This is a genomic window from Streptosporangium sp. NPDC050855 (assembly GCF_044456585.1).
GTDB lineage: Bacteria > Actinomycetota > Actinomycetes > Streptosporangiales > Streptosporangiaceae > Streptosporangium > Streptosporangium longisporum.
On record NZ_JBITFY010000010.1, the window covers coordinates 200,788 to 226,018 of the forward strand.

Here is a 25,231-nt window from a genome sequence, read left to right on the forward strand (position 1 = left end):
CGGGCGTCCGGTCCCGGCAGAGTTGGGCCGGTCGGATCGGCGCCCTCGGCGGAACGAGGGGGCGGACGGCGCGAGGGGGAGGCGAAGACCTCCCGGAAAGTCGAGGATTGAGCCCATGAAGAGGAACACGCTCGTCGCCGGAGCGCTCCTGGGGTCGGTGTTCATGCTCTCCGGATGCGAGTTCGCCCTGGACTTCCGCGAGCGCGGGCAGGACGTCGTCTCCTACGACGTGGCGGACGGGGTGAAGGCCCTCAACGTCGACTCCGGCTCCGGCGACATCGTGGTGACCGCCTCGGACCGCTCCGGGGTCCGGGTGACCGAGACCCTCCACTGGCGCGGTGACAGACCGGTCACCGAGCACCCCGTGAACGACGGCACGCTCAGCCTGCGCTACCGGTGCGACGGGCACAACTGCTCGGTCGACTACAAGGTCGAGGTCCCGCGCGCCGTGTCCGCCGACCTCGACACCGGTTCGGGCACCATCACGCTGCGCGGGCTGGCCGGGCAGGTGAAGGCGGTGACCGGCTCCGGCGACATCGAGGCGGTGGGCCTGGGCTCCAAGCGCCTCACCGCCGAGGCCGGATCCGGGGAGATCGAGACGGGGTTCACCGTCGCGCCCGACCTGGTGGAGATCGAGAGCGGCTCGGGCGACGTCGTGACCCGCGTCCCCGCCGGTGGCTACGACGTGACCACCGAGACCGGCTCGGGCGACAGGACCGTCGAGGTGACCAGGGACCCCTCCTCACCCCGGAAGATCACGATCAAGACCGGCTCGGGTGACGCCCAGGTCCTGCTCCCCTGAGAGCGGGCGCACCCGCCCCCGCCGCACCCGGGCCTCCCACCGGCCGGGACGAGCCGGCGTATAACCAGGTGATGACGGAGAGGTTCTCGTGGCACCATCCTGGGGAAGAGACCCGGGGTGTTCGGGCGTTCACTCATATGGGCGTTCCTCACAGGGAAGAACGCCCACGGAACGACCATATGAACGGAGCGACGACATAGACACTCGTGAGCCGCTGGACATCGACCGATTCGACGATCTTCTCGACACCGGAGAGCTGGACCTGGCCGACCGCCAGGCTCTGCGCCGGGTGGCGGGCCTTTCCACGGAACTGGAAGACGTCACCGAGGTCGAGTACCGCCAGCTGAGGCTTGAGCGGGTCGTCCTGGTCGGCGTCTGGACCTCCGGTACGGCGATCGACGCCGAGAACTCCCTCCTGGAGCTCAAGCTTCTGGCCGAGACCGCGGGTTCAGAGGTTCTGGAGGGCGTCATCCAGCGCCGCCAGAAGCCCGACACTGCGACCTACATCGGTTCCGGCAAGGCCCAGGAACTTGCCGACATCGTCTCCGCCACCGGCGCCGACACGGTGGTGTGCGACGGGGAGCTGAGCCCCGGCCAGCTCCGTCAGCTCGAGGAGATCGTCAAGGTCAAGGTCATCGACCGGACCATGCTGATCCTCGACATCTTCGCCCAGCACGCCAAGAGCCGCGAGGGCAAGGCGCAGGTCGAGCTCGCGCAGCTCAACTACCTGCTGCCGCGCCTGCGGGGCTGGGGTGGCAACCTGTCCCGTCAGGTCGGCGGCCGTGCGGCCGGCGGCGTCGGCATGGGCGGTCGTGGTCCCGGTGAGACCAAGATCGAGCTGGACCGCCGGCGGATCCGCGAGCGGATGGCCAAGCTGCGCCGCCAGATCGGCGGCATGACCACCGCCCGCGAGACCAAGCGGTCGAGGCGCACACAGCGCGAGGTCCCGGCCGTGGCCATCGCCGGGTACACCAACGCCGGGAAGTCCTCGCTGCTGAACCGGCTGACCGGCGCCGGGGTGCTGGTGGAGGACGCCCTGTTCGCCACCCTGGACCCGACGGTCCGCCGGGCGCACACGCCCGACGGCCGCCTGTTCACGCTGGCCGACACCGTCGGATTCGTCCGGCACCTGCCGCACCAGCTCGTGGAGGCGTTCCGCTCGACCCTGGAGGAGGTCGGCGACGCCGACCTGATCCTGCACGTGGTCGACGGCTCGCACCCCGACCCCGAGTCGCAGCTCGCCGCGGTACGCGAGGTGGTCGGTGACATCGAGGGCGCGGGCGACATCCCGGAGATCGTGGTCATCAACAAGGCCGACGCCGCCGACCCGGTGGTGCTGGCCCGGCTGACCGCGCGGGAGAAGCACACCGTGGTGGTCTCGGCGCGCACCGGCGCCGGGATCGAGGAGCTGCGGGCCGTGATCGAGCGCGAGCTGCCCAGGTTCGACCAGGAGGTCACGCTGCTGGTGCCCTACGACCGCGGCGACCTGATCTCCCGGGCGCACCAGGAGGGCGAGGTGCTCGACGTCCAGCACACCGGGGACGGCACCGTCCTGCACGCCAGGGTGCTGCCCGGCCTCTTCGCCGAGCTGGAGAAGATCGCCAAGCCGGTGGAGACCGTCGCCTGACCGCGCCGGGGGCCGCGTGTCCCCGGCGTGCCGGCGCAGCGGGCCGCGCCCGGTGATCGGCGGCGGGTCCGATGCCGTCGGCAGGCCGGGTGCGGCCTTACGGCCGGCCTTCGCCGTGCCTCACCGCACCACCGCGCGGACCGATGCCGGAACCTGTTCCGACATCAAACGACGCGCTGGAACATCACCAGCGCCACGTCGTCCTCCCGGGCGCCGAAGCGCTCGATCAGGCGGTCGCAGAAGACCTCCAGGTCCTCCTGGAGGTCTTCTGCCAGCCTTCGTACGATCTCCAGGCTCTCGTCGAGCAGCTTGTCGCGGTCCTCGATGAGCCCGTCGGTGAACATCAGCACCGAGCCGCCCGCGGGCACCCGGACCCGGTCGACCCGGTAGGTCTCCTGGGCCACGCCCAGCAGCAGGTTGCCCAGGCGGTGGTAGTGGGCACGGCCGCCGTCGATGAACAGGGGCGGGATGTGACCGGCGTTGGAGATCTCCATCTCCCCGGTCGCCGGGTCGAGCAGGAGCAGGCACACCGTGGCGGTCATGCCGGGGTGGTAGCGCCGCAGCACCTCGTTGAGCAGCGCCATCGACGCGCCCAGGTCCGAGGTGCCGATGACCGAGGCGCGCAGCGCGTGGCGCAGCTCCGCCATGACGGTGGCGGCCAGCAGGGAGTGCCCCTGGACGTCGCCGATGGCGATGAGCACCCGGTGGCCCATCCGCAGGACCTCGTAGAAGTCACCGCCCACCTCGACGTTGTCGACCGCGGGCTGGTAGCGCCAGCCGATGGCGAGCCCGCCGATCTCGGGGATGCGGGCCGGCAGCAGGCTCCGCTGCAGGGTGAGGGCGATGGCGTGCTCCTCGGCGTAGGCCCGCAGCGCGTCCACGGCCAGGGCGAGGGCCTGGCCGAGCTGGCGCAGCACGTTGGCCTCGTCGGAGTCCAGCGGCGGCACCCCCTCCGCGCCCAGGTAGACCGGCGGCCTGCCCAGCTTGGTCCGGCACACCACGGCCGAGACGTCGCCGCCGATCCTCGCGTCCGGCATCAGCTCCAGCCACTCGTCGGCGGGGACGGTGAAGACCTCGGTCCCCGCGGCGTTGCCCAGGGACATCGCGCTCAGCCGGGACAGCGTGTCCGGTGCCGCGACCTTCGTCACGACGCGGCCGTCCGGGGGCAGGGCGGCGAACCTGCGGGTCCGGCCGTCCGGCGGCAGGGCGAGCGTGCCCGCCTGCCGCCCCAGGATGCGGGCGGTCCCCTCGACGGCCGTGGTCAGCAGCTCGTCGAACGTCTCGGCGGAGTTCATCGAGAGCGTCACCTCGGTGAGGGCGGCCAGCCGCTCGGCCATCGTCTCGGCGCGCTTGCGGGCGCGGTAGTAGCGCAGCGTCGCCGCGACCGTGGCGGCGAACTCGTCCGGCTCGACCGGTTCGGCCAGGTAGGCGTCGGCGCCGCGTTCGAGCCCCTGGGCCCGGTCGGCGGCGGTGATCGCCGCCCCGGAGATCTGGATGACCGGTATCGACGAGGTGGACGCGTCCGCCTTGATCTGCTCGCAGACCTCGTACCCGCTGATGTCGGGGAGCCGCACGTCCAGCACGACCAGGTCCGGCTGGAGCTCCCTGACCTTGACGAGCGCCTCCATGCCGCCGGTCGCCTGCACGACCCGGTGCCCCGAACGGCGCAGCCAGCTGGACAGGATGTACAGCTTGGTCGGCGTGTCGTCCACGACCAGCACCGTCGCCCCGTCCTCAGCCACCGGCCCGCCCCAGAACGCTCTCGATCGCCTCCAGCAGGATGTCACGGCGGAGCCCCTGCTTGGAGACCACCATGCGCGTCCCCTCGGGCACCTGGTACGACGTGGCGACGGTCACGATGATGACCGGCACCTCGCTCAGCCGCTCGTCGTCGCACATCCGCGCCATCAGCGCGCTGCCGTCCAGCCGGGGCATCAGCAGGTCGACCAGCGCGAGGTCGGGCGGGTGCTCGGCCATCACCTCCAGGGCCGCCAGCCCGTCGGCGGCCTCGTCGATGTGCTCGGCGACGCCGGTGAGCATCCGCCGCACCGTGGCGCGGAACTCCTCGTCGTCGTCCACGACGAGCACCCGGCCGACCACGGGCGTGCCGCCGTGCCGGTAGGGCAGCCTGAGCGTGGCCGTGGTCCCGGAACCGGGGACGCTGGTCAGGTGCAGCGTGCCGCCGAGCGCCTCGGCCAGCCGCCGGGCGTACGGCAGGCCCAGCCCGGTGCCCTTGCTGCGCACCTGGATCGGCCCGGGGACCTGGAAGAACTCCTCGAAGATGCGCTCCAGGTGCTCCTCGGGCACGCCGATCCCGGTGTCGGTCACGGTGAAGACCACGTTGTGGGTGGTGGCGTCGAGCACGGCCTCCAGCCTGACCTCGCCCCGTTCGGTGAACTTCAGCGCGTTGGAGAGCAGGTTGCGCAGGATGCGGGTGAGCATCACCTCGTCCACCAGCATCTCCCGGGGCGCCCGCGAGACCTCCACGGTGAGCTCCACCGCGTCGTTGCCGGTGGTGGGGTGCAGGGTCATCCGCAGCCGCTCGGCCAGCGCCATCAGGTCGACCAGGGACGGCTGGGGGACGAGCCTGCCGGCCTCGGCCTTGGCCATGTCGAGCAGCTCGCTGACCAGCGCCAGCAGGGTCTGCGCCGAGGAGCCGATCAGGCCGATCTGGTGGAGCTGCTCCTCGGCCAGGGGCTCCCCGCCGGGGCCCACCAGCAGGCGGACCAGGCCGATGATCGAGTTGAGCGGGGTGCGCAGCTCGTGGCTGACCGTGGCCCAGAACCTGTTCTTCGCCTCGCCCGCGGCCCGCAGCTGGGCGGACTTCTCGTCCAGCTCGGCGTACAGCGCCACGACGCCGCGGTTGGTCTCCTCCAGCTCCTCCGATAGCTGGTTGTACAGCGCCAGCACGCCCTGGTTGGTCTCCTGCAGCTCGGTGTTGAGCTGCAGCACCTCCTGCAGGGTCTCGGCGAGCTCGCGGTTCTGCCGGCGCAGCTCCTCCAGGGCCGTGGTGGGCGTCCCGGTGGCGAGGCCGGCGCGTATCTCCTCCACAGACCGCTTCGGCTTGCGGCCCTGGGGAAGCCGCTTGACCATGCTTATCCTTCCCTGGGCCGGGTCGAGCTCGATGAGGTCGACCAGGCGCCCCGCGAGGGTGACGCCGTCGGCGGGACGGAACTCGGCGGTGGCGGAGAACTCGATCGTGACGGTCAGGGCGTCCTGTCCCAGCCGGAAGGCGAAGGAGGCTCCGGTACCGGCCTCCAGCAGCTCCCTGCCGATCTCGCTCAGCGCGGTGGCCACCCGGATCTGGTCCTGGGCCTCCAGGCCGACGCTCTCGGCCACCTCGCGGCCGAGCTTGCGCATGGCGAAGACGTCCTGATCGTCCTTGACAAGGATGCGTATCAACTCGTCCCCGTTCATACGCCGGGCCTGACGGCGACCACGCAGGCGTCGTCCCTGCGGGTCCCGGCCTCGCGCAGCAGCGTTCCCGCCACGACGGAGGGCAACCGTGTGACCAGTCCGGGAAGGGAGGTGATGTCCCAGCGCTCGGACAGGCCGTCGGAGTGCAGCACGACCACCGCGCGGCCGGGCACGGGGTACTCGTACTGGCGCAGCGTCCTGGCCTTGTGACCGGCGATGCCCGGCACCGAGATCATGCCCTGCCGGCCGTCGCCGTGGACGATCCACGCGGAGACGTTGCCCAGGCCGGCGAAGCTCACCGTGCCCGCGGCCCCGTCGACGCGGGCCACGGCGACCGCGCCGCCCCTGGTGTGGCCGAGGCCGAGGTGGATGCGTTCCAGGACGGTGACCGGGGGCAGGGCGGAGTGCAGCAGGAAGAGCCGTACCGCCTCGGCGGAGGCCTGGGCGGCCGCGGGGCCGTGACCGAGGCCGTCGCAGAGCATCACGGTCGTCACCGGTCCCTCCTCGGTGATCACGAAGGCGTCGCCGCAGACGGTCTCCTCGCCGATCGGGCGGGTCAGGCCGCTCACCCGGGACGGGGGCTGCGCGGCGCCCTGGGCGGTGAAGTACATGCCGAGCACGGTGCCGCGGCCGAGCATGGAGTGCACCTCGTACCCGCTGGCCATCCGGGCGATGCCGCCCAGCCCGATGCCCAGGGTGCCCGTCGTGGAGTAGCCGTCGCGCAGGGCCCGCGAGACGTCGCGCATACCGGGCCCGCGGTCGATCGCCAGGACCTCGACCGCCGAGTCCAGCTCCAGGTGCGGGCGCACCAGCATGACCCCCTCGACGGCGTGCTTGACCAGGTTGGAGGCGGCCTCGCTGACCGCGACCGCCACCCGCCCGGTGTCCTCCTCGCCGAACCCCCTGCTCTCGGCGAGCGCCACCGCGCTGCGGCGGAGCGCGCCGATCGCGCTGGCGTCCTCGGCCCGGACCCAGACGTCGTGCCGCGAACGGATCAGCGTGCCCATTTCGTCACCGTGATCAACGTGCCCTCGCCGGGAGCCGATTCCAGCTCGAACTCGTCCATCAGGCGGCGCGATCCGCTCAGGCCCAGGCCCAGTCCGCCACCGGTGGTCCAGCCGTCGGTCAGCGCCTGCTCGACGTCCGGGATGCCGGGCCCGTTGTCACTGAAGATCATCCGCAGCCCCTGGCGCATCCCCTTGTGGACGACCTCGACCCGTACCTGGCCGCCCCCGGCGTAGACGAGGGCGTTGCGGGCCAGCTCGCTGGCCGCGGTCACCACCTTGGTCTGGTCGACCAGCGAGAGCCCCACCTTCACGGCGACGGTCCTGACGTGCTGGCGGACCAGCACGACGTCGCCGTTGACGTTGATGGGGAGGTTCTCCGCGCTCGTCACAGGGAGGCCGCCGCGGTCTTGGAGCCCTCGATCTGGTTCAGCAGGGCGACACCCTTCTCCAGGTTCAGCGCGGTACGCACCCCGCCGAGGGAGAGGCCGAGCTCGACGAGGGTGATCGCCACCGCCGGCCGCATGCCCACGACGATCGTCTCGGCGTCGAGCATCCGGGAGATCGCCGCGATCGTGGCCAGCATCCTGCCGATGAAGGAGTCGACGATCTCCACGGCGGTGATGTCGATGATCACTCCGCGCGCGCCGGTCTCGACGACCTTCTGCGACAGGTCCTCCTGGAGCGCGAGCACGCTCATGTCCTGCAGGTCGATCTGGATGGAGACGATCAGGATGTCGCCGAGCTTGAGAACGGGAACGCGGTCCATCAGTCCTCCACCGTCCGTACGGCGATGCGGGCCGTGCCGCCCTTCTTGGCGAACGTGACGCCGCTCGCGCGCAGCGTGTGGGCCAGCGCGTCGGCGAGGGTGGCCTTGGTCACGATGTCGCCGAACTCGATCCCCAGCGTGACGATGGTGTGGGCGATCTGGGGGCGGATGCCGGAGATGACGCACTCGGCGCCCATCAGCCGGGCCGCGACCACGGTCTTGAGCAGGTGCTGGGCGACCTCGGTGTCCACGGCGGGCACGCCGGTGATGTCGATCACCGCGTGCTCGGAACCGGTGTCGACGAGCGTCTGCAGCAGCTTCTCCATGACGACCTGGGTCCTGGCCGAGTCGAGCGTGCCGACCAGCGGCACCGCGACGATGCCCTCCCACAGTTTGACCACCGGGGTGGAGAGCTCCAGCAGCTGCTCCGCCTGGTCGATGATGATCTTCTCCCTGGCCGACGCGTAGCTCTCCATGGTGAAGAGCCCGAGGTCGTCGATTACCCGGGAGAACCAGATGAAACCTCGCATGCTCTCGGGGGAGCCGTCCTCCTCGACGCTCTCGTAGAGCGCCTCCTTGAGGCCGAACACCATGACCGCGGTCTCGGTCGGGGTGAACCCCTGACGGGCGCGCGTACGGGAGAGTTCGGCCAGCAGGCCGCGCAGGTCGCTGAGGTCGCCCGAGTCCGCGAACGAACGACGCACCGCCTCGTAGAGCTCGCGGAGCTGGTCGGTCAGTTCACCGCGATCCGCCTGGCTCCCCATCGACGAACCGGCGATCTCGAGCCAGCGCGTGAAGACGCGCTCCTGGTGCTCCTGGAAAAGTTCTTCGATGCGACGCCGTCCGGCGTCCGCGGGGACGGACACGACAACTCCCTGCCTGGGTACCTGTAGACAACTCGTTCGAAGGCTACAGGGAGCGTTCCGTGCATGGTCGCCTCCGGAGGGGCCGGGAGGGGGGCTCGGACCTTCGCCGGGCCCGTATCACATCCGCGGCGCATCGGTGCCGCCCGGCGTCCTCGTCCCGTACTGGTCCGGCCGCCTCCGGGGCGGTGCGGAGGGGCCGGCCGGACCCTCGCGGCGACACCCAGCCTAGGGGGATCGGCGCGGGCGTTTCAACGGCCGAACTTGCGCCGGAGGGGGGATCTGGGCTGCACTGTGGAGCCGTAAAACGTACAAACTTCGCAAAGGCGACAGTGGTCGGCTCAGGTCTGGATTGCTACCATAAGGCAAATCCCGCGAGATGTTATGACGCAAGTTGCTCCGGTGACTACTGTTACGCAGGATCAGGAAGTAGTCTGAGCTGTGGAAAGGTGCTCGACGCCGGGTCCGGTCGCCATGCTCGCGGGTGAGGCGCGGTCGCGGCGAGGTGGCGTTCTTCCCAATTAGCCTGTACAGCGGGCTGACTTGTGAAATAACGTAACTGAACTGAAATCGCCCGATCATGATCCTGGCGATACTGTCGCCGCACCACAAGGTATGCGGATGAGAGCAGGAGACCCCCGATGCCGTCCGGATTCACAGCGGGCTCGAAGGGTACGGTGCCCGGCAGCGTCCGGGGTGGTCGGCCCCGCCCGGGTGCGGCCCAGCACCGGGTGTCCTCCCCCGAAGACAAGGCGGTGATGCGATGACCGTCCGCCTTCTGACCAACATCGGCCGGCTCTGGACCGGGAACGATGTGTTCAGCAACGCGGCGATCCTGGTGCACAACGACCGGATCGCCTGGATCGGCCGCGCCGCGGAGCTTCCGCAGAGCGTGCCCGGTGTCGTCGACGACATCGTCGACGTCGACCACGTCGAGAACCTGGGCGGCGCCCTGGTCACCCCGGGCCTGATCGACGCGCACACCCACCCGGTCTACGCGGGCAACCGCTACGCCGAGATGGCGATGCGCTCCGGTGGTTCCACCCCCTCCGCGATCACCGCGGCGGGCGGCGGCATCGGTTCCACCGTCACGGTCACCCGGGGGACCGACCCCTGGACGCTCTGCAACGGCGTCCGCGAGCGGCTCCGCGAATGGCTGCTCAACGGCACCACCACCGTCGAGGCCAAGACCGGCTACCACCTCACCCGCGACGGAGAGCTGGCCGACGTCCGGCTCCTGCGCGAGCTGGAGAAGGAGCCGATGATGCCGCGGGTGCACGTGACCTTCATGGCCGCGCACGTCGTCCCGCCCGAGTACTTCGGACGCCAGCGCGACTACGTCGAGGCCGTGGGCGCCTGGTGCGCCGACGCCGCCGCGGCCGGTGCCAACGGCGTCGACGTCTACTGCGACGAGGGCCACTTCACCGCCGAGGAGGCCCGCTGGGTCCTGGCCTCCGGGCGCAACGTCGGACTGCTGCCCCGCGTGCACGCCGGTGCCTACTCCCGCCGGGGTGCCGTGCAGCTCGCGGCGGAGCTCGGCTGCGCCTCCGCCGACCTGCTCCACCACACCACCGACGAGGACATCGCCATGCTGGCCCGCTACGGCGTCCCCGCCGTGGTGTGCCCGGGAACGGCCCTGCAGCGTGGCAGCCTGCCCCCGGTCCGCCGGATGCTCGCCCAGGGGGTCACCGTGGCCCTGGGCAGCGACCACAACCCGGGCCACTGCGGCATCACCTCGATGTCGCTGGTCATCAGCCTCGCCGTGGCGGCCTTCGGCATGAGCGTCGGCGACGCCCTGCGCGCCGCGACGCTCGGAGGCGCCACCGTCCTCGGCGCCCCGGACCGCGGTGTCCTCGCCCCCGGCCGCCTGGCCGACATCGTCCAGTGGGACGCCGACCACGAGGGCGCCTTCGCCTGGGCCTTCGGTCTCAAGCCCCGCAAGGTCTGGCGCGGCGGCATCCCCGTCCAGTAGTCCTCCCTTCCCCGCCCCGGGGGCCGCACCCGGCCCCCGTTCTCCCCGGCGTGACCGCTTCCCGGTAACGTCGGGACATGTCACCATCTGTCGCCATCGTCACGGATTCCACCGCCTACCTCCCGAGCCAGGAGACCTCCCGCCTGGGGATCACGGTGGTGCCCCTGCAGGTGGTGGTGGGCGGCAGGCCGTTCGACGACATGGCGCAGATCGACGGCGTGAGCGTGGCCGAGGCGCTCGGCCAGTGGGTGCCGGTGACGACCTCCAGGCCCGCGCCGCACCGCTTCGCGGAGGCCTACGGCGAGGCGGCGGCCCGGGGGGCGACCGCCGTCGTCTCCGTCCACCTCTCGGCGGAGATGTCGGGTACGGCCGAGGCCGCCCGCGCCGCGGCCGAGGACTCCCCGATCCCGGTCGACGTCGTCGACAGCCGCTCCATCGCCATGGGCCTGGGGTTCCCCGTACTGGCCGCGGCCGGTGCCGCCGCCGCGGGCGCGACACGCCAGGAGGTCGTGGACGTCGCCCGCCGCACCGCGGAGTCGGCCCGCAGCTTCTTCTACGTCGACACCCTGGAACACCTGCGCAGGGGAGGCCGGATCGGGGCGGCGGCCACGCTCCTGGGGTCGGCGCTGATGATCAAGCCGATCCTGCACATCTCCGACGGCACGATCGTCCCCCTGGAGAAGGTCCGTACCTCGGCCCGCGCCATCGGCCGCCTCGAGGACCTGGCGGCCGCGGCGGCCGGTGACGCCCCGGTGGCGATCGCCGTCCAGCACCTCGGCGCCGCGTCCCGGGCCGAGACGCTGGCCGCGCGCCTGTCCCGCCGCCTGCCCGCCCTGACCGGCCTCACCGTCGTCGAGGTCGGGCCGGTCATCGGCGCCCACGTGGGCCCCGGCATGCTCGGCATCACCGTCTCGCCGTCTTAGTCCCGGTCCTGGCTCCCGTCCTGGTCCCTGCCCTGCTCCGCGCCTTGGTCTCTGCCCCGGCCCCTGCCCTGGCCCACGACCCGGTCCGGTCCCGGGCCTCGTCCCGGTCCCTGCCGCAGACCTCGCCGTCCTGCTCCCCGTACCGGTCCCCGTCGGCGGCATCGGGCCGTCGACTCTGCCGGCCTGCCCCGTCGTCCCGAGGCCGTTCGCCGGTTATCCACAGAATTCAGTTCGGTACGGCGGCCTCCCGCACCGTCGCCGTAGCGTCCTGCGGGTGCGGACCACAGGCCAGAACATCGAGCGGTCCCGGGCCGAGTCGCGGCTGCGGACACTGACGGGACGGGGATCACCCGGCCCCGCTCTCCCACGCCACATCCCCGACCCCTCGTCCACTCCGCCCCGGCCGGTCGATCGGCTTCAACCGGCTCCGCGCGCCGAGCCGTCCCCGCCCTTCCGGCCGGTCGAGCCGTTCTCCCGGCCGGCCGTTCCGCCCGGCCCCGGTCCCTCACGCCGGATGCCGTACGAGGACGTCCCTGACAGGCAGCCCCTCGCGAGCGGGACGGCACTCAGGGCGGACGCGTCCCGGCCCGCTCCCGAGATCCCGCCCGCGGCCCGGACGAGCTGGGCACCCGTCCCGCCCTCCTTCGAAGCGCTCAGGAAGGCCGTCGCCACCCAGGCGCCGGCACTCGGTCCCGGCCGGGCGGGGTTGCGATTGCTGCTCCTCGTCGCGGCGGTGGCCGCCCTCGCGGGCGGTGTCCATGCCTGGTGGTCCCGGCCGGCGCCCGAACCCCTGGCGCCACCGGTGCCGGTCTCGGGCGCCCCGCTGCGGCCCCCCACCGCGCCGCGGGCACCGTCCGCCCCGGTCGCGGAGCTGACCGTCCACGTGACCGGCAAGGTCCGCCGTCCCGGTGTGATCACACTGCCCGCCGGCTCCCGGGTCGCCGACGCGGTCCGGGAGGCCGGAGGCGTCCGCGGGTCGGCGACCACGGGCTCGCTCAACCTGGCGCGCAGGCTCGTGGACGGCGAGCAGATCGTCGTCGGCGCCCCCGGCCCCGCGGCCCCGGTGACCGGGCCGCCTCCCGCGACCCCGATGGACCCCTCCTCCGCCGTGATCGACCTGAACGCGGCCACGCCCGAGCAGCTCGAGCTGCTGCCGGGTGTGGGCGAGGTGCTCGCCCGGCGCATCACCGAGTACCGGGACGCCCACGGGGGCTTCCGGACCGTCGAGGAGCTCCGCGACGTGAGCGGCATCGGCGACCGCAAGTACGCGGAGATGCGGGACAGGGTCCGGGTATGAGCCGCCGATCCCGTACGGCGGCCCTGCTCCGGTCGGTACCCGCGTTGGTACCCCGGTCGACGCTCCGGCTCGTTCTCCGGCTCGTCCCTCGGTCGGCGCCTCGGCCGGAGTCCTGGTCCGCGACCGCCATGGCCGCCGCGACGGGCGCGACCACCCCGACCACCGCCACCGCCGGGGGATCGGGCGAGGGGCGAACGTGCTTTCCGTACGGCGTGCACCTGGTCCTGCCCGCCGCGGCCTCCTGGGGGATCGCCCTCGTCCTGCTGGGCCTTTCGGCCTCGGCCGGAGCCGCGGTGGCGGTTCTGCTGGCCGGGGGAGCCCTGGCCGTGGCCGTCCTGACCCGAACCGGCAGGACGGCGGGCTCGCGGAACGCGCTGATCGCGGTCCTGGGATGCGCGGCCGCGGTGGCGGGATCGGTGGCCTTCCGGGTGCACGCGGCCGGTACGGGGCCGGTGGCCGAGCTCGCCGGGCGGCACGCGTCGGCCGTCGCGGAGGTGGTGACGACCGACGACCCCCGGGAGCTGCCCAGGGCCGCGGGCCCGTTCCGGCGGGAGAGCTTCGTGGTGCCGGCCCGGGTCGAGGCGGTCGGGACGGGTGAACGCAGGGTGAGGCTGAGGGCCTCGGTGCTGCTGTTCGTCTCCGGCGCCGAATGGCGGTCGCTGCTGCCCGGTCAGCGGGTCGAACTCAGGGGGCGCTTCGCCCCGGCCGATCCCGGAGAGCTGCTCGCCGCGGTGGTGCTGGTCAGGGGGGCGCCACGCACTTTGGCCGGGCCGTCGTGGGAGCAGCGCGCCGCCGGGGCGCTCAGGGCGGGGCTGCGGGAGGCGGCCGACGTGCTGCCACCGGCGCAGCGAGGGCTGCTGCCCGGTCTGGTGGTCGGTGACGTGTCCCGGATGGAGGAGCAGGTCAAGGCCGACTTCAGGACGGCCGGCCTCAGCCACCTGCTGGCCGTCTCCGGGGCGAACCTCGCCGTCGTGGCCGGTGCGGCGGTCGCGCTGGCCAGGGTCGCCGGGCTGCCCCTCGCGGCGCGGGCGGTGCTGGCGCTGACGGCCATGGTCGCCTTCGCGGTCGTCGCCCGGCCCTCGCCCAGCGTGCTCAGGGCGCTCCTGATGGGCGGGGTCGCCGCCGTCGCCCTGGGGACGGGACGTTCCCGCGACGGTGTCGCCGCCCTGTCGGCGACGGTCCTCGCCCTGGTCTTCTTCGTGCCCGATCTGGCCCGGTCCTACGGCTTCGCCCTGTCGGTCCTCGCAACGGCGGGCATCCTGGTCCTGGCACCGCGCTGGCGTGACCGGCTCTCGGCCCGAATGCCCCGATGGCTCGCCGAGGCGACCGCGGTGGCCGCGGCGGCGCAGGTGGCCGTCACCCCCGTGCTGGTCCTGATGTCGGGGCAGCTCTCGCCGGTTGCCGTGCCGGCCAACCTGCTCGCCGGTCCCGCCGTCGCCCCGGCCACCCTGATCGGCTTCGTGGTCGCGCTGGTCGCCCCCCTGCACCTGGAGACGGCCAGGTTGCTGGTGCGGCCCGCCGGGCTCGCCACCGGATGGATCATCGAGGTGGCGGAGCGCGCCGCCGCCCTCCCGCTGGGCGCGATCCCGTGGCCGGGCGGGATCACCGGGCTGCTCCTGCTGGCGGTCGCCGTCCCGCTCGCCGTACCGGTCCTCCGGGGCAGGAGGTCCCGCCGGATCGCCCTCGCGGCCGTCACCGGGCTGGTCCTCACCGTGACCGTGGTCACGCCGATCGTGGCACCCTGGCCGCCTCGTGACTGGTTGCTGGTGGCCTGCGACGTCGGTCAGGGGGACGCCCTGCTGGTGGCCGCCGGGCCCGGGCGGGCCGTGGTGGTGGACGCGGGGCCCGACGCGGTGGGAATGGACCGCTGCCTTCGTTCCATGGGGGTCGAGCAGGTGCCCCTGGTGATCCTCACCCATCCGCACCTCGATCACGTGGGAGGGCTCGACGGCGTCTTCCGCGGACGTCGGGTGGGGGCGGTGGTGGTGACCCCGCACGGTACCGCGGAGGGGGAGGAGACGAGATTGAGCGACGGGCTCGCCCGTCGCCGCGTGCCGGAGTGGGCGGCCCGGCCGGGCGCGAGCTGGCGGTTCGGGCCCTCCGAGCTCACCGTCATCGGCCCGGCCGTCGAGGGGGCCTCGCCCGGCGGGGGAGAGGGATCGGCCGTCAACAACGCGAGCGTCGTGGTGTACGTCCGCTGGGCCGCGGGGGCGGCCCTGCTCAGCGGTGACATCGAGACCGAGGCCCAGGCGGAGCTGCTCCGGCGCGGCCTGCCGCCCGCCGAGATCTTCAAGGTCCCGCACCACGGGTCGGGCAGGTACGACCCCGCCTTCTTCGCCGCAGCCGGGGCCCGTGCCGCGCTGATCAGCGTGGGGGAGGGCAACGACTACGGACATCCGGCCCCCTCGACGCTGGCCGCGCTGCTCCGGCTCGGCATGCGCGTCTACCGGACGGACCTGTCGGGAGATCTGGCGGTGGTGGTCCGCGACGGGGCGCTGGCCGTCGTCGCCCGAGGCCGGGAGGCTCACCCGGCAGGGGCCCGAGCCCTGGGGGCGGCTCCGGGTCCTCCGGCTCCCTCGGCTCCCTTGGCTCCTGCGGTTCTTCCTGCTCCCGTGAGGGCTTCTGAGCCCGCCGTCCCCGCCGGTGCCGTGAGGACGCGCGTCATCGGCCGCCGATCACGCGGCGAACCGTTTGACAGCCTATCCGTACGATGTACGGTATGTCGTACGATTCATGGCGTGTCACCGGACGCCGCCTTGCGGAGCGGTAGCGGACGCAAAGGTCCGGCGGGGCGTTCTCGACGAAGGAGCAGACGATGGCGGAAACCCAGCAATCCCCGTTCGGCGGCGGTGCCTACACCCCGACCACCGAAGACCGGGAGAGCGTCGAGGCGTGGTTCGCCGTGTACGACGCGCACAGTGCCAAGGTCGACGTCGAGCGGATGGCGGACATGGCGATGTTCCCGCTCAACGTGGTGACCGACGGCCCCGACGGTGACGGCCTGGCCGCTCGGTGGACGAGAGAGCGGTTCACGAGCACGATGGCCGAGGTGATGGGAGGGGGAGAGCAGGGCGACCTCGAGATGCGGTCGGTCCGCACGCCCCACTTCCTGACCGCGAACCTGGTCGTCGTGATCACCGATGCGACGGTGACGATGAACGGTGAGACGCACGGAATGCGCTACGCGGACCTGCTGGTGAAGTCGGGCGGTCAGTGGGTCTTCCAGACCATGGTGCAGGGCGGATGGGCCGACGCCTGGAAGGAGACACCGGCGAGCGCCTGATCGGCGCCGGCCGGCGCGGTCTTCGAGGCTGAGCGGAAGGGGCCCCGGCCGTCATGGTCTTCGAATCCGAGCGAAGGAGCCCTGGCCAGGGCGAGGGTTTCTGGCCGGGGCGCCTGGCCGGGGCGGCGGGGCGCCTGGCCGGGGTGGTGCGGGTCGGGCCCCGGTGCGGCCCGGCGGTGGAGTGCGGATCAGATCCGGGCCCGGCCGGGCGGGGGAGTGCGGATCAGGCCCGGGGCCCGGCCGGGCGGCGGAACTCGGTGTCCACGTCGGCGGCGTAGACCGACCTGCTGCAGCGCGCGCAGCGGTACATGATCGGGCCCTCGTCGAGGGTCGTTCCGCAGCGGGGGCAGGCGTGGCGGCGAACAGTGGAGTTTGTCATCGTTCTCACCTCCTTCGGTGTTCTCAGGTTGCCCCGGGACACCTGCATTCCGATTGCGAACGGCTTGACGCGATGACCGGTCGCCACGAATACATGGCATGCTGCTCGACATGGCGGCAACCGATCCGGCACCCGTGATCCTGATACTCGGCGACGAGGAACTGCTGGCCGACCGCGCGGTCGCCGAGGTGACCTCGGCGGCCCGCGCGGCCGATCCGACCGCCGAGGTGCACGACCTGCCCGGCGCCAAGGTGGAGCCCGGAGAGCTGACCCGGATGACGTCGCCCTCGCTGTTCGGCGACAGGTCCGTGGTGGTCATCCGCTCGGCCCAGGACCTCGTCAAGGACGTCGTCACCGAGGTCGTCTCCTATGCGGCCCGCCCGGCCGAGGAGACCGTGCTGGTCCTCGTCCACCCCGGCGGGGTCAAGGGGAAGGCGCTGGTCGACGGGGTCAAGAAGGCCGGGGCCCGGGTGGTTCCGGTCACCAAGATGACCAAGCCGGCCGAGCGGCTGGCGTTCGTCAAGGCGGAGCTGAAGCGGGCCGGGCGCACGATCGGGGCCGACGCCGCCGCCGCGCTCCTCGACGCGGTCGGCAACGACCTGCGCGAGCTCGCCGCCGCCTGTAGCCAGCTCGCCTTCGACACCCCCGGCAAGACGATCGACGAGGCCGCCGTCGCCCGCTACCACCGGGGCAGGGCCGAGGTCAGCGGGTTCACCGTGGCCGACTCGGCGGTCGAGGGACGCCTGGGCGACGCCCTGGAGCAGCTGCGCTGGGCGCTGTCGACCGGGACGGCCCCGGTGCTGCTGGTGAGCGCGCTCGCCGGGGGGCTGCGTTCGCTGGCGAAGGTGGGAGGCGCCCCCCGCAACCTCCGGGGCGCCCAGCTCGCCGGTCGCCTCGGCATGCCGCCCTGGAAGATCGAGCGGGTCCAGCGGCAGCTGAACGGCTGGGGGCCGGAAGGGCTCGCCCGCGCGATCCAGGCCGCCACCACCGCCGACGCGCAGGTGAAGGGCGGCGGTGCCGACCCCGCGTACGCGCTGGAGCACATGATCCAGACCGTGGTCGCCAACCGCACCGGACGCTAGGCGTCGTCCCTGCGCGGGAACCGAGTTCTCGCGGGAACGCAAAAACGCCACACCCCGGGCGGGGTGCGGCGTCCGCGGATCCTGGAACTACTTGGCGGCCGTCGACAGGGCGGCGGCGCGCTGGGCGATCGCCGACTTGCGGTTGGCGGCCTGGTTCTTGTGGATGACGCCCTTGCTGGCGGCCTTGTCCAGCTGGCGGGCGGCGGCGCGCTGAAGCGTGACCGCCTCGTCGATGTTGCCCTGGTCGGCGGCCTCGCGGAACTTGCGGATGGCCGTCTTCAGGGAAGACTTGACAGCCTTGTTACGCAGCCGGGCCTTCTCGTTCTGCCGGTTGCGCTTGATCTGGGACTTGATGTTCGCCACGAAGAAGCCTCGGTGAATGTCGTCGGATGGGGCGCGCGGGCAGAGAGGGCGCGCCACACGCAGTTGACTAGGCTACCAACTGCCGAGGTCGCCGCTCAAATCGACAGGCCAGGCAGAAGGATGCCTGATCAGTTTAGCGTGTGGTCATGGCGGCTCGGACCACGATCTCCATGATCCTTACGGTCTGAACCAGAACCTGTCGTACTCCGACCAGTCCTCCTTGGTGGCCGCGAAGTCCACGTAGAGCGCCAGCCCGAACCGCTCGCGCGGCTTCCCGTGCGCGGTCAGCCCCAGCCGGGCGCCCCTGGCCGCCTTCTCGACGCTCTCGGCGGCGTCGGCCCAGGCGACGCCGTGGTCGTGGTAGGCCGGGGCGCCGATCAGCAGCGTCCTGTCCGCGGGGACGAGCCCCAGTGCCAGCGAGGTCTGCCGGACGACGTAGCCGCCGTAGACGGCCGGGTAGGGGAGGTAGGAGTCGTAGGTCATGATCGCCACCTGGTCGACGAGCCTGGCCACCTGCCCGAAGTAGTCGGGGGACCAGTACTTGTCGCGGCCCGTGACGGCCCGCGCGGCCGGGCGGACGAGCGGGAACGGCTCGATCTGCGGGGTCGAGGTGGACAGCAGGCCGTCGCCCACGATCGGGCGGGTCCTGGTCAGCAGGTCGAGGAACTCGGTGTCTCCGTCGCCGATCGGCTCGAAGTTGTAGTGGACGCCGTCGAAACCGAGGGCCATGATCGCCCGCGTGCCGTCCAGCACGCGCTGCCTGGTGGCGGCGTCGTCGAGGTCCAGGACGCCGTCGACCTTCTGTCCCAGCCAGGCCGACACCCTGACCTTGGGCGACTCCTGGCGCCACCATTTGAGGAAGTCGGCCGCCTTCGGGTGCTTGGAGGCCGGGAGCGTCCCGTCACCGTCGAACGGGCCGGAGTGGACGTACACGTCCTTGATGCCGGTCCTGCGGAGCCTGCCGGCGAGCGCCCGCACGTCCTCGGCCGTCTTGCGGCCGTCGACCCAGGCGTGGCCGAGCCAGAGGGCGTCGTGACCGGTGGTCTTGGCCCAGCGGGCCGGGGTCCCGGTAAACTGCAGGGTGAGGGTGGCCACGGCCACCCCGGGAAGCGCAAGGAGCAGGGCCGCCACCGTAGCGAGGAACCGCAGGCCGCGCCGTGCTCTGGTCCGGGCAATCACCCGGACATGTCACCATGGAAGACGGCTGGCATGCCAGCCGTATGATCGTCATCAATCTGTTGAAACGGACCCCGGTGCGCATTCAGCCTGGCCAGACCGACCCCGCTGTGCTCCGCAACTTCTGCATCATCGCCCATATCGACCATGGCAAGTCGACCCTGGCCGATCGCATGCTGCAGATCACCGGGGTGGTCGACGCCCGTTCCATGCGGGCCCAGTACCTCGACCGGATGGACATCGAGCGCGAGCGCGGCATCACGATCAAGTCGCAGGCGGTCAGGCTGCCGTGGCAGGTCGGTGAGACCGACTACGTGCTCAACATGATCGACACTCCCGGGCACGTCGACTTCACCTACGAGGTCTCCCGGTCGCTGCAGGCGTGCGAGGGCGCGATCCTGCTGGTCGACGCCGCGCAGGGGATCGAGGCGCAGACCCTGGCCAACCTGTACCTGGCCATGAACAACGACATGACGATCATCCCGGTGCTCAACAAGATCGACCTTCCCGCGGCCCAGCCGGAGAAGTACGCCGCGGAGATCTGCCACCTCATCGGCTGCGAGCCCGAGGACGTGCTGCGGGTCTCCGGCAAGACCGGCGTGGGCGTCCGCGAGCTGCTGGACCACGTGGTCGACAAGGTCCCGGCGCCGGTCGGCGACGCCGACGCGCCCGCCCGCGCGCTGATCTTCGACTCGGTGTACGACACCTACCGCGGTGTGATCACCTACGTCCGGGTCATGGACGGCCACCTGGGCAAGCGCGAGCGCATCCTGATGATGTCCACCACCGCGGCCCACGAGACGCTGGAGATCGGCGTCATCTCGCCCGAGCCGAAGATCGCCGATCAGGGGCTGGGCGTCGGCGAGGTGGGTTACCTGATCACCGGGGTGAAGGACGTCCGCCAGTCCCGGGTCGGCGACACGGTGACCTCGGTGACGCGGCCGGCCCTGAAGGCGCTCAGCGGCTACGAGCACCCCAAGCCCATGGTCTTCTCCGGCCTGTACCCGATCGACGGGGACGACTACCCCGAGCTCCGCGAGGCCCTGGACAAGCTCCAGCTCAACGACGCCGCCCTGGACTACGAGCCGGAGACCTCCGCGGCGCTGGGCTTCGGCTTCCGCTGCGGCTTCCTCGGGCTGCTCCACATGGAGATCGTCCGCGAGCGGCTGGAGCGCGAGTTCAACCTCTCGCTCATCTCCACCGCGCCCAACGTGGTCTACCGGGTGATCATGGAGGACGGCAAGGAGGTCGTCGTCACCAACCCCTCGGAGTTCCCCACCGGCAAGGTGGAGAAGGTCTACGAGCCGATGGTGAAGACGACCGTGCTGGTCCCCTCGGAGTTCATCGGCGCGATCATGGAGCTCTGCCAGAACCGGCGCGGCAACCTGCAGGGGATGGACTACCTCTCCGAGGACAGGGTCGAGATCCGCTACACCATGCCGCTCGGCGAGATCATCTTCGACTTCTTCGACCAGCTCAAGTCCCGCACCCGCGGGTACGCCTCGCTGGACTACGAGCCCTCGGGCGAGCAGGAGTCCGACCTGGTCAAGGTCGACATCCTGCTCCAGGGCGAGGCCGTCGACGCCTTCAGCGCCATCGTGCACCGGGACAAGTCCTACGCGTACGGGGTCGAGATGGCCAAGAAGCTGCGCGAGCTCATCCCCAGGCAGCAGTTCGAGGTGCCCATCCAGGCGGCCATCGGTGCCCGGGTCATCGCCCGGGAGAACATCCGCGCCATCCGCAAGGACGTCCTCGCCAAGTGCTACGGCGGCGACATCTCCCGTAAGCGCAAGCTGCTGGAGAAGCAGAAGGAGGGCAAGAAGCGGATGAAGATGGTCGGCCGCGTCGAGGTCCCCCAGGAGGCGTTCGTGGCCGCGCTCTCCACCGAGTCCTCCACGCCCAAGAAGTGAGCGGCAGGGCCGTCGTTGTCCGGTAAGTCCGGGAAGCCGGCGGTGGCCCCCGCGTCCGGAAGGCGGCGGGCGGACAGGCCCGTGCCCGGAACGCGGAGGGCGGGACCGCCGGGATCCGGTGACCCGGATCCGATGCGGCCCCGCCCGTGGGTGAGGGTCGCTCAGCGCAGGACGCGGTAGAGCGCGGTGGTGAGCGACGCCTTGGCGTCGTCCTGGTCGATGGACCACATCATCGATCCGCCCAGGCCCTTCAGGCGGATGTAGGCCGCCTTCTGCGTCAGCGAGGCCGGGTCGTCGTAGGACCAGAACTCGTTGCCGTCGTAGAGCCACACGGCCCCGGTCAGCAGGTCGCGGTAGCGCTTGCCCGGCTTGTTCACGAGGATCTTGTAGTCCTCGTTGCCGGCCGCGAAGGTGCCGGGGGCCGGTCCGGTGGCGGTGCCGTACAGGCCGTTCCTGCCGCCGGTGACCCCGGTCCAGCCCTGGCCGTACGCGGGCACGCCCACCACGATCTTCCTGGCCGGAGCGCCGCGGGTCAGGTAGTCGCGGACGGTCTGGTCCACGCTGTACTTCACCGGGTTCGGGTCGCGCCGGTCGTTGAACAGGTTGCCGTTGTGGCCGGTGACGGTCTCCCAGGAACCGTGCAGGTCATAGCCCTGGACGGTGGCGAAGTCGAGCTGCTTGAAGACCTCGCGCACCTCGAAGCCGGCGTCGATCTTCGCGGCCGCGGCGGGCAGGAAGGCGGTCAGCTCGCTACGCCGGTCGAACTCGTTCATCTGGCGGCGCAGCTCGGTGACGAACAGGGTGAAGTTCCGCTTGTCCTCGGGACGGATGATGTTGCCGTCGTTGCCGGAGGAGCCGGGCCACTCCCAGTCCAGGTCGATGCCGTCGAACACGCCCGCGCCGCTGCCGGGGGCGGTGCCGGGCAGGTTGCCCTTCAGCCACAGGTCGATGCAGGAGGAGGCCAGCCGGGCACGGCCCTCGGGGGTCAGCACGGCGTCGGAGAAGTACTTCGAGCCGGTCCAGCCGCCGAGGGAGATCAGCGTCTTGAGGCCGGGGTGCTTGGCCTTGAGCTTCTTGAGCTGGTTCAGGTTGCCGCTCAGCGCCTGCCCCTCGGCGTCGGCGACGCCGTCCACGCTCTGCTCGGCGGGCACCGGGCGCTGCCAGTCGGCCCACGGGTCGGCGGAGTAGCAGTCACCCTCGGGGTTGACGAAGCCGAAGGCGTAGTTGATATGGGTCAGCTTGGCGGCGGCGCCGCTGGTGTCCATGTCCTTGACGTGGTAGTTGCGGCCGTAGATGCCCCACTGGATGAAGTACGCGACCCGCTTGAAGCGGTCACCGCGATCCTGAAGGGCCTGGTCGTGCGCCTGGGCCGGGGCGGGTACGGCGACCGCCGCGAGACCCGCGGCGAGAACCGCCGCGATCATGTGCCGGAGGAGTCTCTGCACGGGCTTCTCCACTGCTCGGGAAGTAACTTATAGGAAACTTTCCTTTAAGTTTTCCCGGATCGTAGACCTGGGTGATCGGGGCGTCAACGGTGGACGGCGTTTTGACAGGTGGAAGGCGAAGCTCTCGACTACCGTTGTAAGGCATGGAGCAGCAGGCGTTCTGCAACCGATGTGGCGCCCCCATGGAAGGGCGGCGGCAGTGTCCCCGATGCGGGGCGCCGACGGCCCCGCACCCGCCGGCGCAGCCCCTTGTCGACCGGCCCCTTCCCGGGCACTCCCTCCCCGGCCGGTCCGCCGCCGACCATCCCTTCCCCGACCGGTCCTTCACCGATCGGCCTTTCATCGATCGGCCCCTTGCCGAACGGCCCTCCGCCGAACGGCCTTCTCCCGGCCGGCCCGCATCCGGCGGCTCGTCGGGGGACTCGACAGGGGACCTGACAGGGGGCGGGCGGGTCCCTCCGGAGGAGTGGCGGCAGGACCCGGCCGACTGGCAGCAGCACCTCCCCCGGGAGGAGCGGCACCTGCACACGGACGGGCGGGACCGGGCGCTCGACCCCGGAGGCCGGTCGCCCGAATCCGGAGGCCGGGCACCCCGCCAGGGACGGGACGGCGACGACGGGCGGTACGGGCGCAGGCGGCCCCCGGCCGACCGCCGGGTCTGGCCCGTGGTCACGATCGCCGCGCTGGTCACGACGGCGCTGGTCGCGGCGGGCACCGCCTGGTTCGCCCCGCGCGGCGCCGGCCCGACCGCGACGGGTGGCGTGCCGATCGTGGCGACCGGCGCCCGCGCCGAGGCCGAGATGGGCACGCCCGTGGCGGGACGGCCTCCCGGTGGCCCCGAGGACGCCGAGTCGCAGGCCAGGGTCCTGGACGCGCTGCTCGCCGACAGCGGCGGCTCCCGATCCGGCCTCGGCGACGCCCTGGAGCGGCTCCGCTCCTGCGAGGACACCGCGGGCGCGCTCGCCGTGCTCCAGCGGATCACGGACGCCCGGCGCGAGCAGGTGATCCAGGCGAACGCGCTGGGCACCGGCGCGCTCGACGACGGGGACGCGGTCAAGGAACGTCTCACCCGGGCCCTGACCGCCTCCTTCGAGGCCGACGAGGCCTTCCTCGCCTGGGCCGCCCGCCGGAACACCGGCTGCGACCGCGACCTGAGCGAGGACGACGACTACCGGCGCGGCCTGGCCTTCTCCGAGGAGGCGACCACGGCCAAGCGCGGTTTCCTGCGGCTGTGGAACCCCCTCGCCCGCCGGTACGGACTGCCGGAACGCGACGACCACGAGATCTGACTCCCGGGGCGGGGTGCCGGACGGTCACGAAGGCTCCCGGCAGTGGGCCGCACCGGGGAACGGCCCCACCCGGGCGGCGCGTCACCAGGGGGCCCACCGAGGCGGCACGGCGTCGGGGACCTCACCCGGGCGACGCGCTGTCGGGGCTCCCGGACGGCGCGGCCTCGGGGCACCGGCCGGGCGGCGACCGAGGTGGGTACGGCGGCCGGACCGGGAGGATGTGGGGCTTCCGGACGGCGCGGCCTCAGGGCACCGGCCGGGCGGGACCGGGGTGGGTGAGGCGGTCGGACCGGGAGGATGTACCGGGCATCGCGACGGGGGCGGCAGACTTGGGGCGTGCCATCCACACTTCCCGACGGGGACCCGGTGCCCGCCTCGGGCGAGCTGCCGCGGAGCGCGCTCGCCGGGCTCGGCGAGCGGCCCTTCGGCTTCTACGTCCACGTGCCCTTCTGCGTGACCCGGTGCGGTTACTGCGACTTCAACACCTACACGGCGTCCGAGCTCGGCCCCGGCGCCTCGCAGAGGGACTACGCGGACACCGCCGTCGAGGAGGTACGGCGGGCACGGGCCGTCCTCGGGACCACGCCCCTGCCGGTCGAGACCGTGTTCTTCGGCGGGGGCACCCCCACCCTCCTGCCGGCCGGGGACCTGGTGCGGATCCTGGAGGCGATCGAGGAGGAGTTCGGGCTCGCCCCCGGGGCCGAGGTGAGCACCGAGGCCAACCCCGAGTCGGTGGACCCCGCCTACCTGGCCGTGCTGCGCGCCGGTGGGTTCAACCGGATGAGCTTCGGGATGCAGAGCGCCCGCGAGCACGTGCTCCAGGTGCTGGACCGCCGCCACACCCCCGGCCGTGCCGCGCACGCCGTACGGGAGGCCAGGCAGGCGGGGTTCGAGCACGTCAACCTCGACCTGATCTACGGCACCCCCGGGGAGAGCGACGACGACTGGCGCGCGTCGCTGGCCGCGGCGATCGAGGCCGGGCCCGACCACGTCTCGGCGTACTCGCTGATCGTCGAGGACGGGACCAGGCTGGCGGCCAGGATCAGGCGCGGCGAGCTCCCGATGCCCGACGACGACGTGGCCGCCGACCGCTATCTGATCGCCGACGCCATGCTGGCCGAGGCGGGGTTCGAGTGGTACGAGGTGTCCAACTGGGCGACCTCCGAGGCGGGGCGCTGCCGGCACAACCTGCTCTACTGGACCGGCGGCGACTGGTGGGGGGTCGGGCCCGGGGCGCACAGCCACGTCGGCGGCACCCGCTGGTGGAACGTCAAGCACCCCGCCGCCTACGCGCGGCGCCTGGCCTCGGGGGACTCCCCGGCGCACGCGCGCGAGGTACTGGGCCCGCAGGACCGGGCGGTGGAGCGGCTGATGCTGGAGCTGCGGCTCTCCCGCGGGTTCCCGCTCGTCGAGCTGGAACGTCCCCCCGTGGTCGCCCGGGCCCTGGCCGACGGCCTGCTGGAGACCGAGCCGTTCAAGGCGGGACGGGCGGTGCTCACGCTGCGCGGCCGCCTGCTGGCCGACGCGCTGGTCCGCGACCTCACCTGAGGCCGTTGAGGCCGTGTCCTTGACGGCTCGTGACGTACGGTGGCGGCCCGTCGCGGAACGGCCGCGTCCCGGCCCGTCCTGG

21 protein-coding genes are annotated in these 25,231 nt (G+C 72.1%); 11 read left to right on the forward strand and 10 right to left on the reverse strand.

From position 1 onward, the window contains the following. Positions 1-115 precede the first annotated feature (115 nt). Both ACIBCT_RS21495 and hflX read left to right on the forward strand, forming a co-directional pair. Entirely contained in the window at positions 116-802 is a 687-nt protein-coding gene (locus ACIBCT_RS21495) for a DUF4097 family beta strand repeat-containing protein (RefSeq protein ID WP_399191070.1), read from the forward strand. Positions 803-1,016: 214 nt separating this feature from the next. Then, entirely contained in the window at positions 1,017-2,429 is a 1,413-nt protein-coding gene (gene hflX / locus ACIBCT_RS21500; protein WP_399191274.1) for a GTPase HflX, read from the forward strand. 164 nt (positions 2,430-2,593) lie between these two features. On the opposite strand, the gene ACIBCT_RS21505 is transcribed toward hflX, so the two are convergent. The 6 genes from ACIBCT_RS21505 to ACIBCT_RS21530 are packed head-to-tail and all read right to left on the reverse strand — an operon-like array spanning position 2,594 to position 8,485. Next, positions 2,594-4,171, reverse strand: a complete 1,578-nt coding sequence (locus tag ACIBCT_RS21505) for a SpoIIE family protein phosphatase (protein WP_399191072.1) — start codon at positions 4,169-4,171, stop codon at positions 2,594-2,596. Continuing rightward, entirely contained in the window at positions 4,164-5,831 is a 1,668-nt protein-coding gene (locus ACIBCT_RS21510) for an ATP-binding protein (RefSeq protein WP_399191074.1), read from the reverse strand. Before ACIBCT_RS21510 ends, ACIBCT_RS21505 begins: the two co-directional genes overlap by 8 nt. Positions 5,832-5,842: 11 nt before the next feature. Next, positions 5,843-6,853, reverse strand: a complete 1,011-nt coding sequence (locus ACIBCT_RS21515) for an ATP-binding protein (RefSeq protein WP_399191076.1) — start codon at positions 6,851-6,853, stop codon at positions 5,843-5,845. Next, a complete protein-coding gene (locus tag ACIBCT_RS21520; RefSeq protein ID WP_399191078.1) occupies positions 6,841-7,242 on the reverse strand; it encodes an anti-sigma regulatory factor in 402 nt (133 codons plus the stop codon). Before ACIBCT_RS21520 ends, ACIBCT_RS21515 begins: the two co-directional genes overlap by 13 nt. Then, positions 7,239-7,619, reverse strand: coding sequence for an STAS domain-containing protein (locus ACIBCT_RS21525; RefSeq protein ID WP_399191080.1), 381 nt, complete (start codon positions 7,617-7,619; stop codon positions 7,239-7,241). Before ACIBCT_RS21525 ends, ACIBCT_RS21520 begins: the two co-directional genes overlap by 4 nt. Then, positions 7,619-8,485, reverse strand: coding sequence for an STAS domain-containing protein (locus ACIBCT_RS21530; protein WP_399191082.1), 867 nt, complete (start codon positions 8,483-8,485; stop codon positions 7,619-7,621). Before ACIBCT_RS21530 ends, ACIBCT_RS21525 begins: the two co-directional genes overlap by 1 nt. 760 nt (positions 8,486-9,245) lie before the next feature. Here ACIBCT_RS21530 and hutI point away from each other — a divergent pair. The 5 genes from hutI (at position 9,246) to ACIBCT_RS21555 (ending at position 15,957) form a co-directional block, all read left to right on the forward strand. Continuing rightward, positions 9,246-10,454 carry an imidazolonepropionase gene (gene hutI / locus ACIBCT_RS21535; protein ID WP_399191084.1) on the forward strand — a complete coding sequence of 403 codons (1,209 nt, stop codon included), beginning with the start codon at positions 9,246-9,248 and terminating at the stop codon, positions 10,452-10,454. 77 nt (positions 10,455-10,531) lie between these two features. Beyond that, positions 10,532-11,377, forward strand: coding sequence for a DegV family protein (locus tag ACIBCT_RS21540; protein ID WP_399191086.1), 846 nt, complete (start codon positions 10,532-10,534; stop codon positions 11,375-11,377). 514 nt (positions 11,378-11,891) lie between these two features. Beyond that, positions 11,892-12,674 (forward strand): helix-hairpin-helix domain-containing protein, encoded by a 783-nt coding sequence (locus ACIBCT_RS21545; protein ID WP_399191088.1) that lies wholly within the window; start codon positions 11,892-11,894, stop codon positions 12,672-12,674. Positions 12,675-12,802: 128 nt separating this feature from the next. After that, positions 12,803-15,652 carry a ComEC/Rec2 family competence protein gene (locus ACIBCT_RS21550; protein ID WP_399191090.1) on the forward strand — a complete coding sequence of 950 codons (2,850 nt, stop codon included), beginning with the start codon at positions 12,803-12,805 and terminating at the stop codon, positions 15,650-15,652. Next, on the forward strand, positions 15,625-15,957 hold the full coding sequence (locus ACIBCT_RS21555) for a nuclear transport factor 2 family protein (protein WP_399191092.1): 333 nt from the start codon (positions 15,625-15,627) through the stop codon (positions 15,955-15,957). The genes ACIBCT_RS21550 and ACIBCT_RS21555 overlap by 28 nt, the downstream gene beginning before the upstream one ends. Before the next feature lie 223 nt (positions 15,958-16,180). On the opposite strand, the gene ACIBCT_RS21560 is transcribed toward ACIBCT_RS21555, so the two are convergent. Next, positions 16,181-16,336, reverse strand: a complete 156-nt coding sequence (locus ACIBCT_RS21560; RefSeq protein ID WP_399191094.1) for a hypothetical protein — start codon at positions 16,334-16,336, stop codon at positions 16,181-16,183. A 110-nt stretch (positions 16,337-16,446) separates the two neighbouring features. Between ACIBCT_RS21560 and holA the strand changes: the two genes are divergently transcribed. After that, positions 16,447-17,418, forward strand: a complete 972-nt coding sequence (gene holA / locus ACIBCT_RS21565; RefSeq protein ID WP_399191096.1) for a DNA polymerase III subunit delta — start codon at positions 16,447-16,449, stop codon at positions 17,416-17,418. 87 nt (positions 17,419-17,505) lie between these two features. Here holA and rpsT read toward each other — a convergent pair whose 3' ends face one another. Both rpsT and ACIBCT_RS21575 read right to left on the reverse strand, forming a co-directional pair. After that, positions 17,506-17,781 carry a 30S ribosomal protein S20 gene (rpsT, locus tag ACIBCT_RS21570; protein ID WP_399191098.1) on the reverse strand — a complete coding sequence of 92 codons (276 nt, stop codon included), beginning with the start codon at positions 17,779-17,781 and terminating at the stop codon, positions 17,506-17,508. 177 nt (positions 17,782-17,958) lie between these two features. Further along, a complete protein-coding gene (locus ACIBCT_RS21575) occupies positions 17,959-18,960 on the reverse strand; it encodes a hypothetical protein (protein ID WP_399191100.1) in 1,002 nt (333 codons plus the stop codon). 74 nt (positions 18,961-19,034) lie between these two features. Here ACIBCT_RS21575 and lepA point away from each other — a divergent pair, with 74 nt between their 5' ends. After that, positions 19,035-20,867, forward strand: coding sequence for a translation elongation factor 4 (lepA, locus tag ACIBCT_RS21580; RefSeq protein ID WP_399191102.1), 1,833 nt, complete (start codon positions 19,035-19,037; stop codon positions 20,865-20,867). Between the two features lie 161 nt (positions 20,868-21,028). Here the strand turns inward: lepA and ACIBCT_RS21585 are convergent, their stop codons facing one another. Continuing rightward, entirely contained in the window at positions 21,029-22,312 is a 1,284-nt protein-coding gene (locus ACIBCT_RS21585; protein WP_399191104.1) for a glycoside hydrolase family 18 protein, read from the reverse strand. A gap of 665 nt (positions 22,313-22,977) precedes the next feature. Here ACIBCT_RS21585 and ACIBCT_RS21590 point away from each other — a divergent pair. Both ACIBCT_RS21590 and hemW read left to right on the forward strand, forming a co-directional pair. After that, the gene (locus tag ACIBCT_RS21590; RefSeq protein WP_399191106.1) at positions 22,978-23,601 is read left to right on the forward strand and encodes a hypothetical protein; all 624 of its coding nucleotides are present in this window, start codon (positions 22,978-22,980) and stop codon (positions 23,599-23,601) included. A 336-nt stretch (positions 23,602-23,937) separates the two neighbouring features. Further along, positions 23,938-25,149, forward strand: a complete 1,212-nt coding sequence (gene hemW / locus ACIBCT_RS21595) for a radical SAM family heme chaperone HemW (RefSeq protein WP_399191108.1) — start codon at positions 23,938-23,940, stop codon at positions 25,147-25,149. The last annotated feature ends 82 nt before the right edge of the window (positions 25,150-25,231 follow it).

Coding starts and splice junctions, on each gene's coding strand:
- holA (WP_399191096.1), top strand. CDS start 16,447: ATGGCGGCAACCGATCCGGCACCCGTGATCCTGATACTCGGCGACGAG.
- ACIBCT_RS21495 (WP_399191070.1), top strand. CDS start 116: ATGAAGAGGAACACGCTCGTCGCCGGAGCGCTCCTGGGGTCGGTGTTC.
- hutI (WP_399191084.1), top strand. CDS start 9,246: ATGACCGTCCGCCTTCTGACCAACATCGGCCGGCTCTGGACCGGGAAC.
- ACIBCT_RS21540 (WP_399191086.1), top strand. CDS start 10,532: ATGTCACCATCTGTCGCCATCGTCACGGATTCCACCGCCTACCTCCCG.
- ACIBCT_RS21555 (WP_399191092.1), top strand. CDS start 15,625: ATGGCGATGTTCCCGCTCAACGTGGTGACCGACGGCCCCGACGGTGAC.
- ACIBCT_RS21550 (WP_399191090.1), top strand. CDS start 12,803: ATGGCCGCCGCGACGGGCGCGACCACCCCGACCACCGCCACCGCCGGG.
- ACIBCT_RS21525 (WP_399191080.1), bottom strand. CDS start 7,619: ATGGACCGCGTTCCCGTTCTCAAGCTCGGCGACATCCTGATCGTCTCC.
- ACIBCT_RS21515 (WP_399191076.1), bottom strand. CDS start 6,853: ATGGGCACGCTGATCCGTTCGCGGCACGACGTCTGGGTCCGGGCCGAG.
- ACIBCT_RS21560 (WP_399191094.1), bottom strand. CDS start 16,336: ATGACAAACTCCACTGTTCGCCGCCACGCCTGCCCCCGCTGCGGAACG.
- ACIBCT_RS21545 (WP_399191088.1), top strand. CDS start 11,892: ATGCCGTACGAGGACGTCCCTGACAGGCAGCCCCTCGCGAGCGGGACG.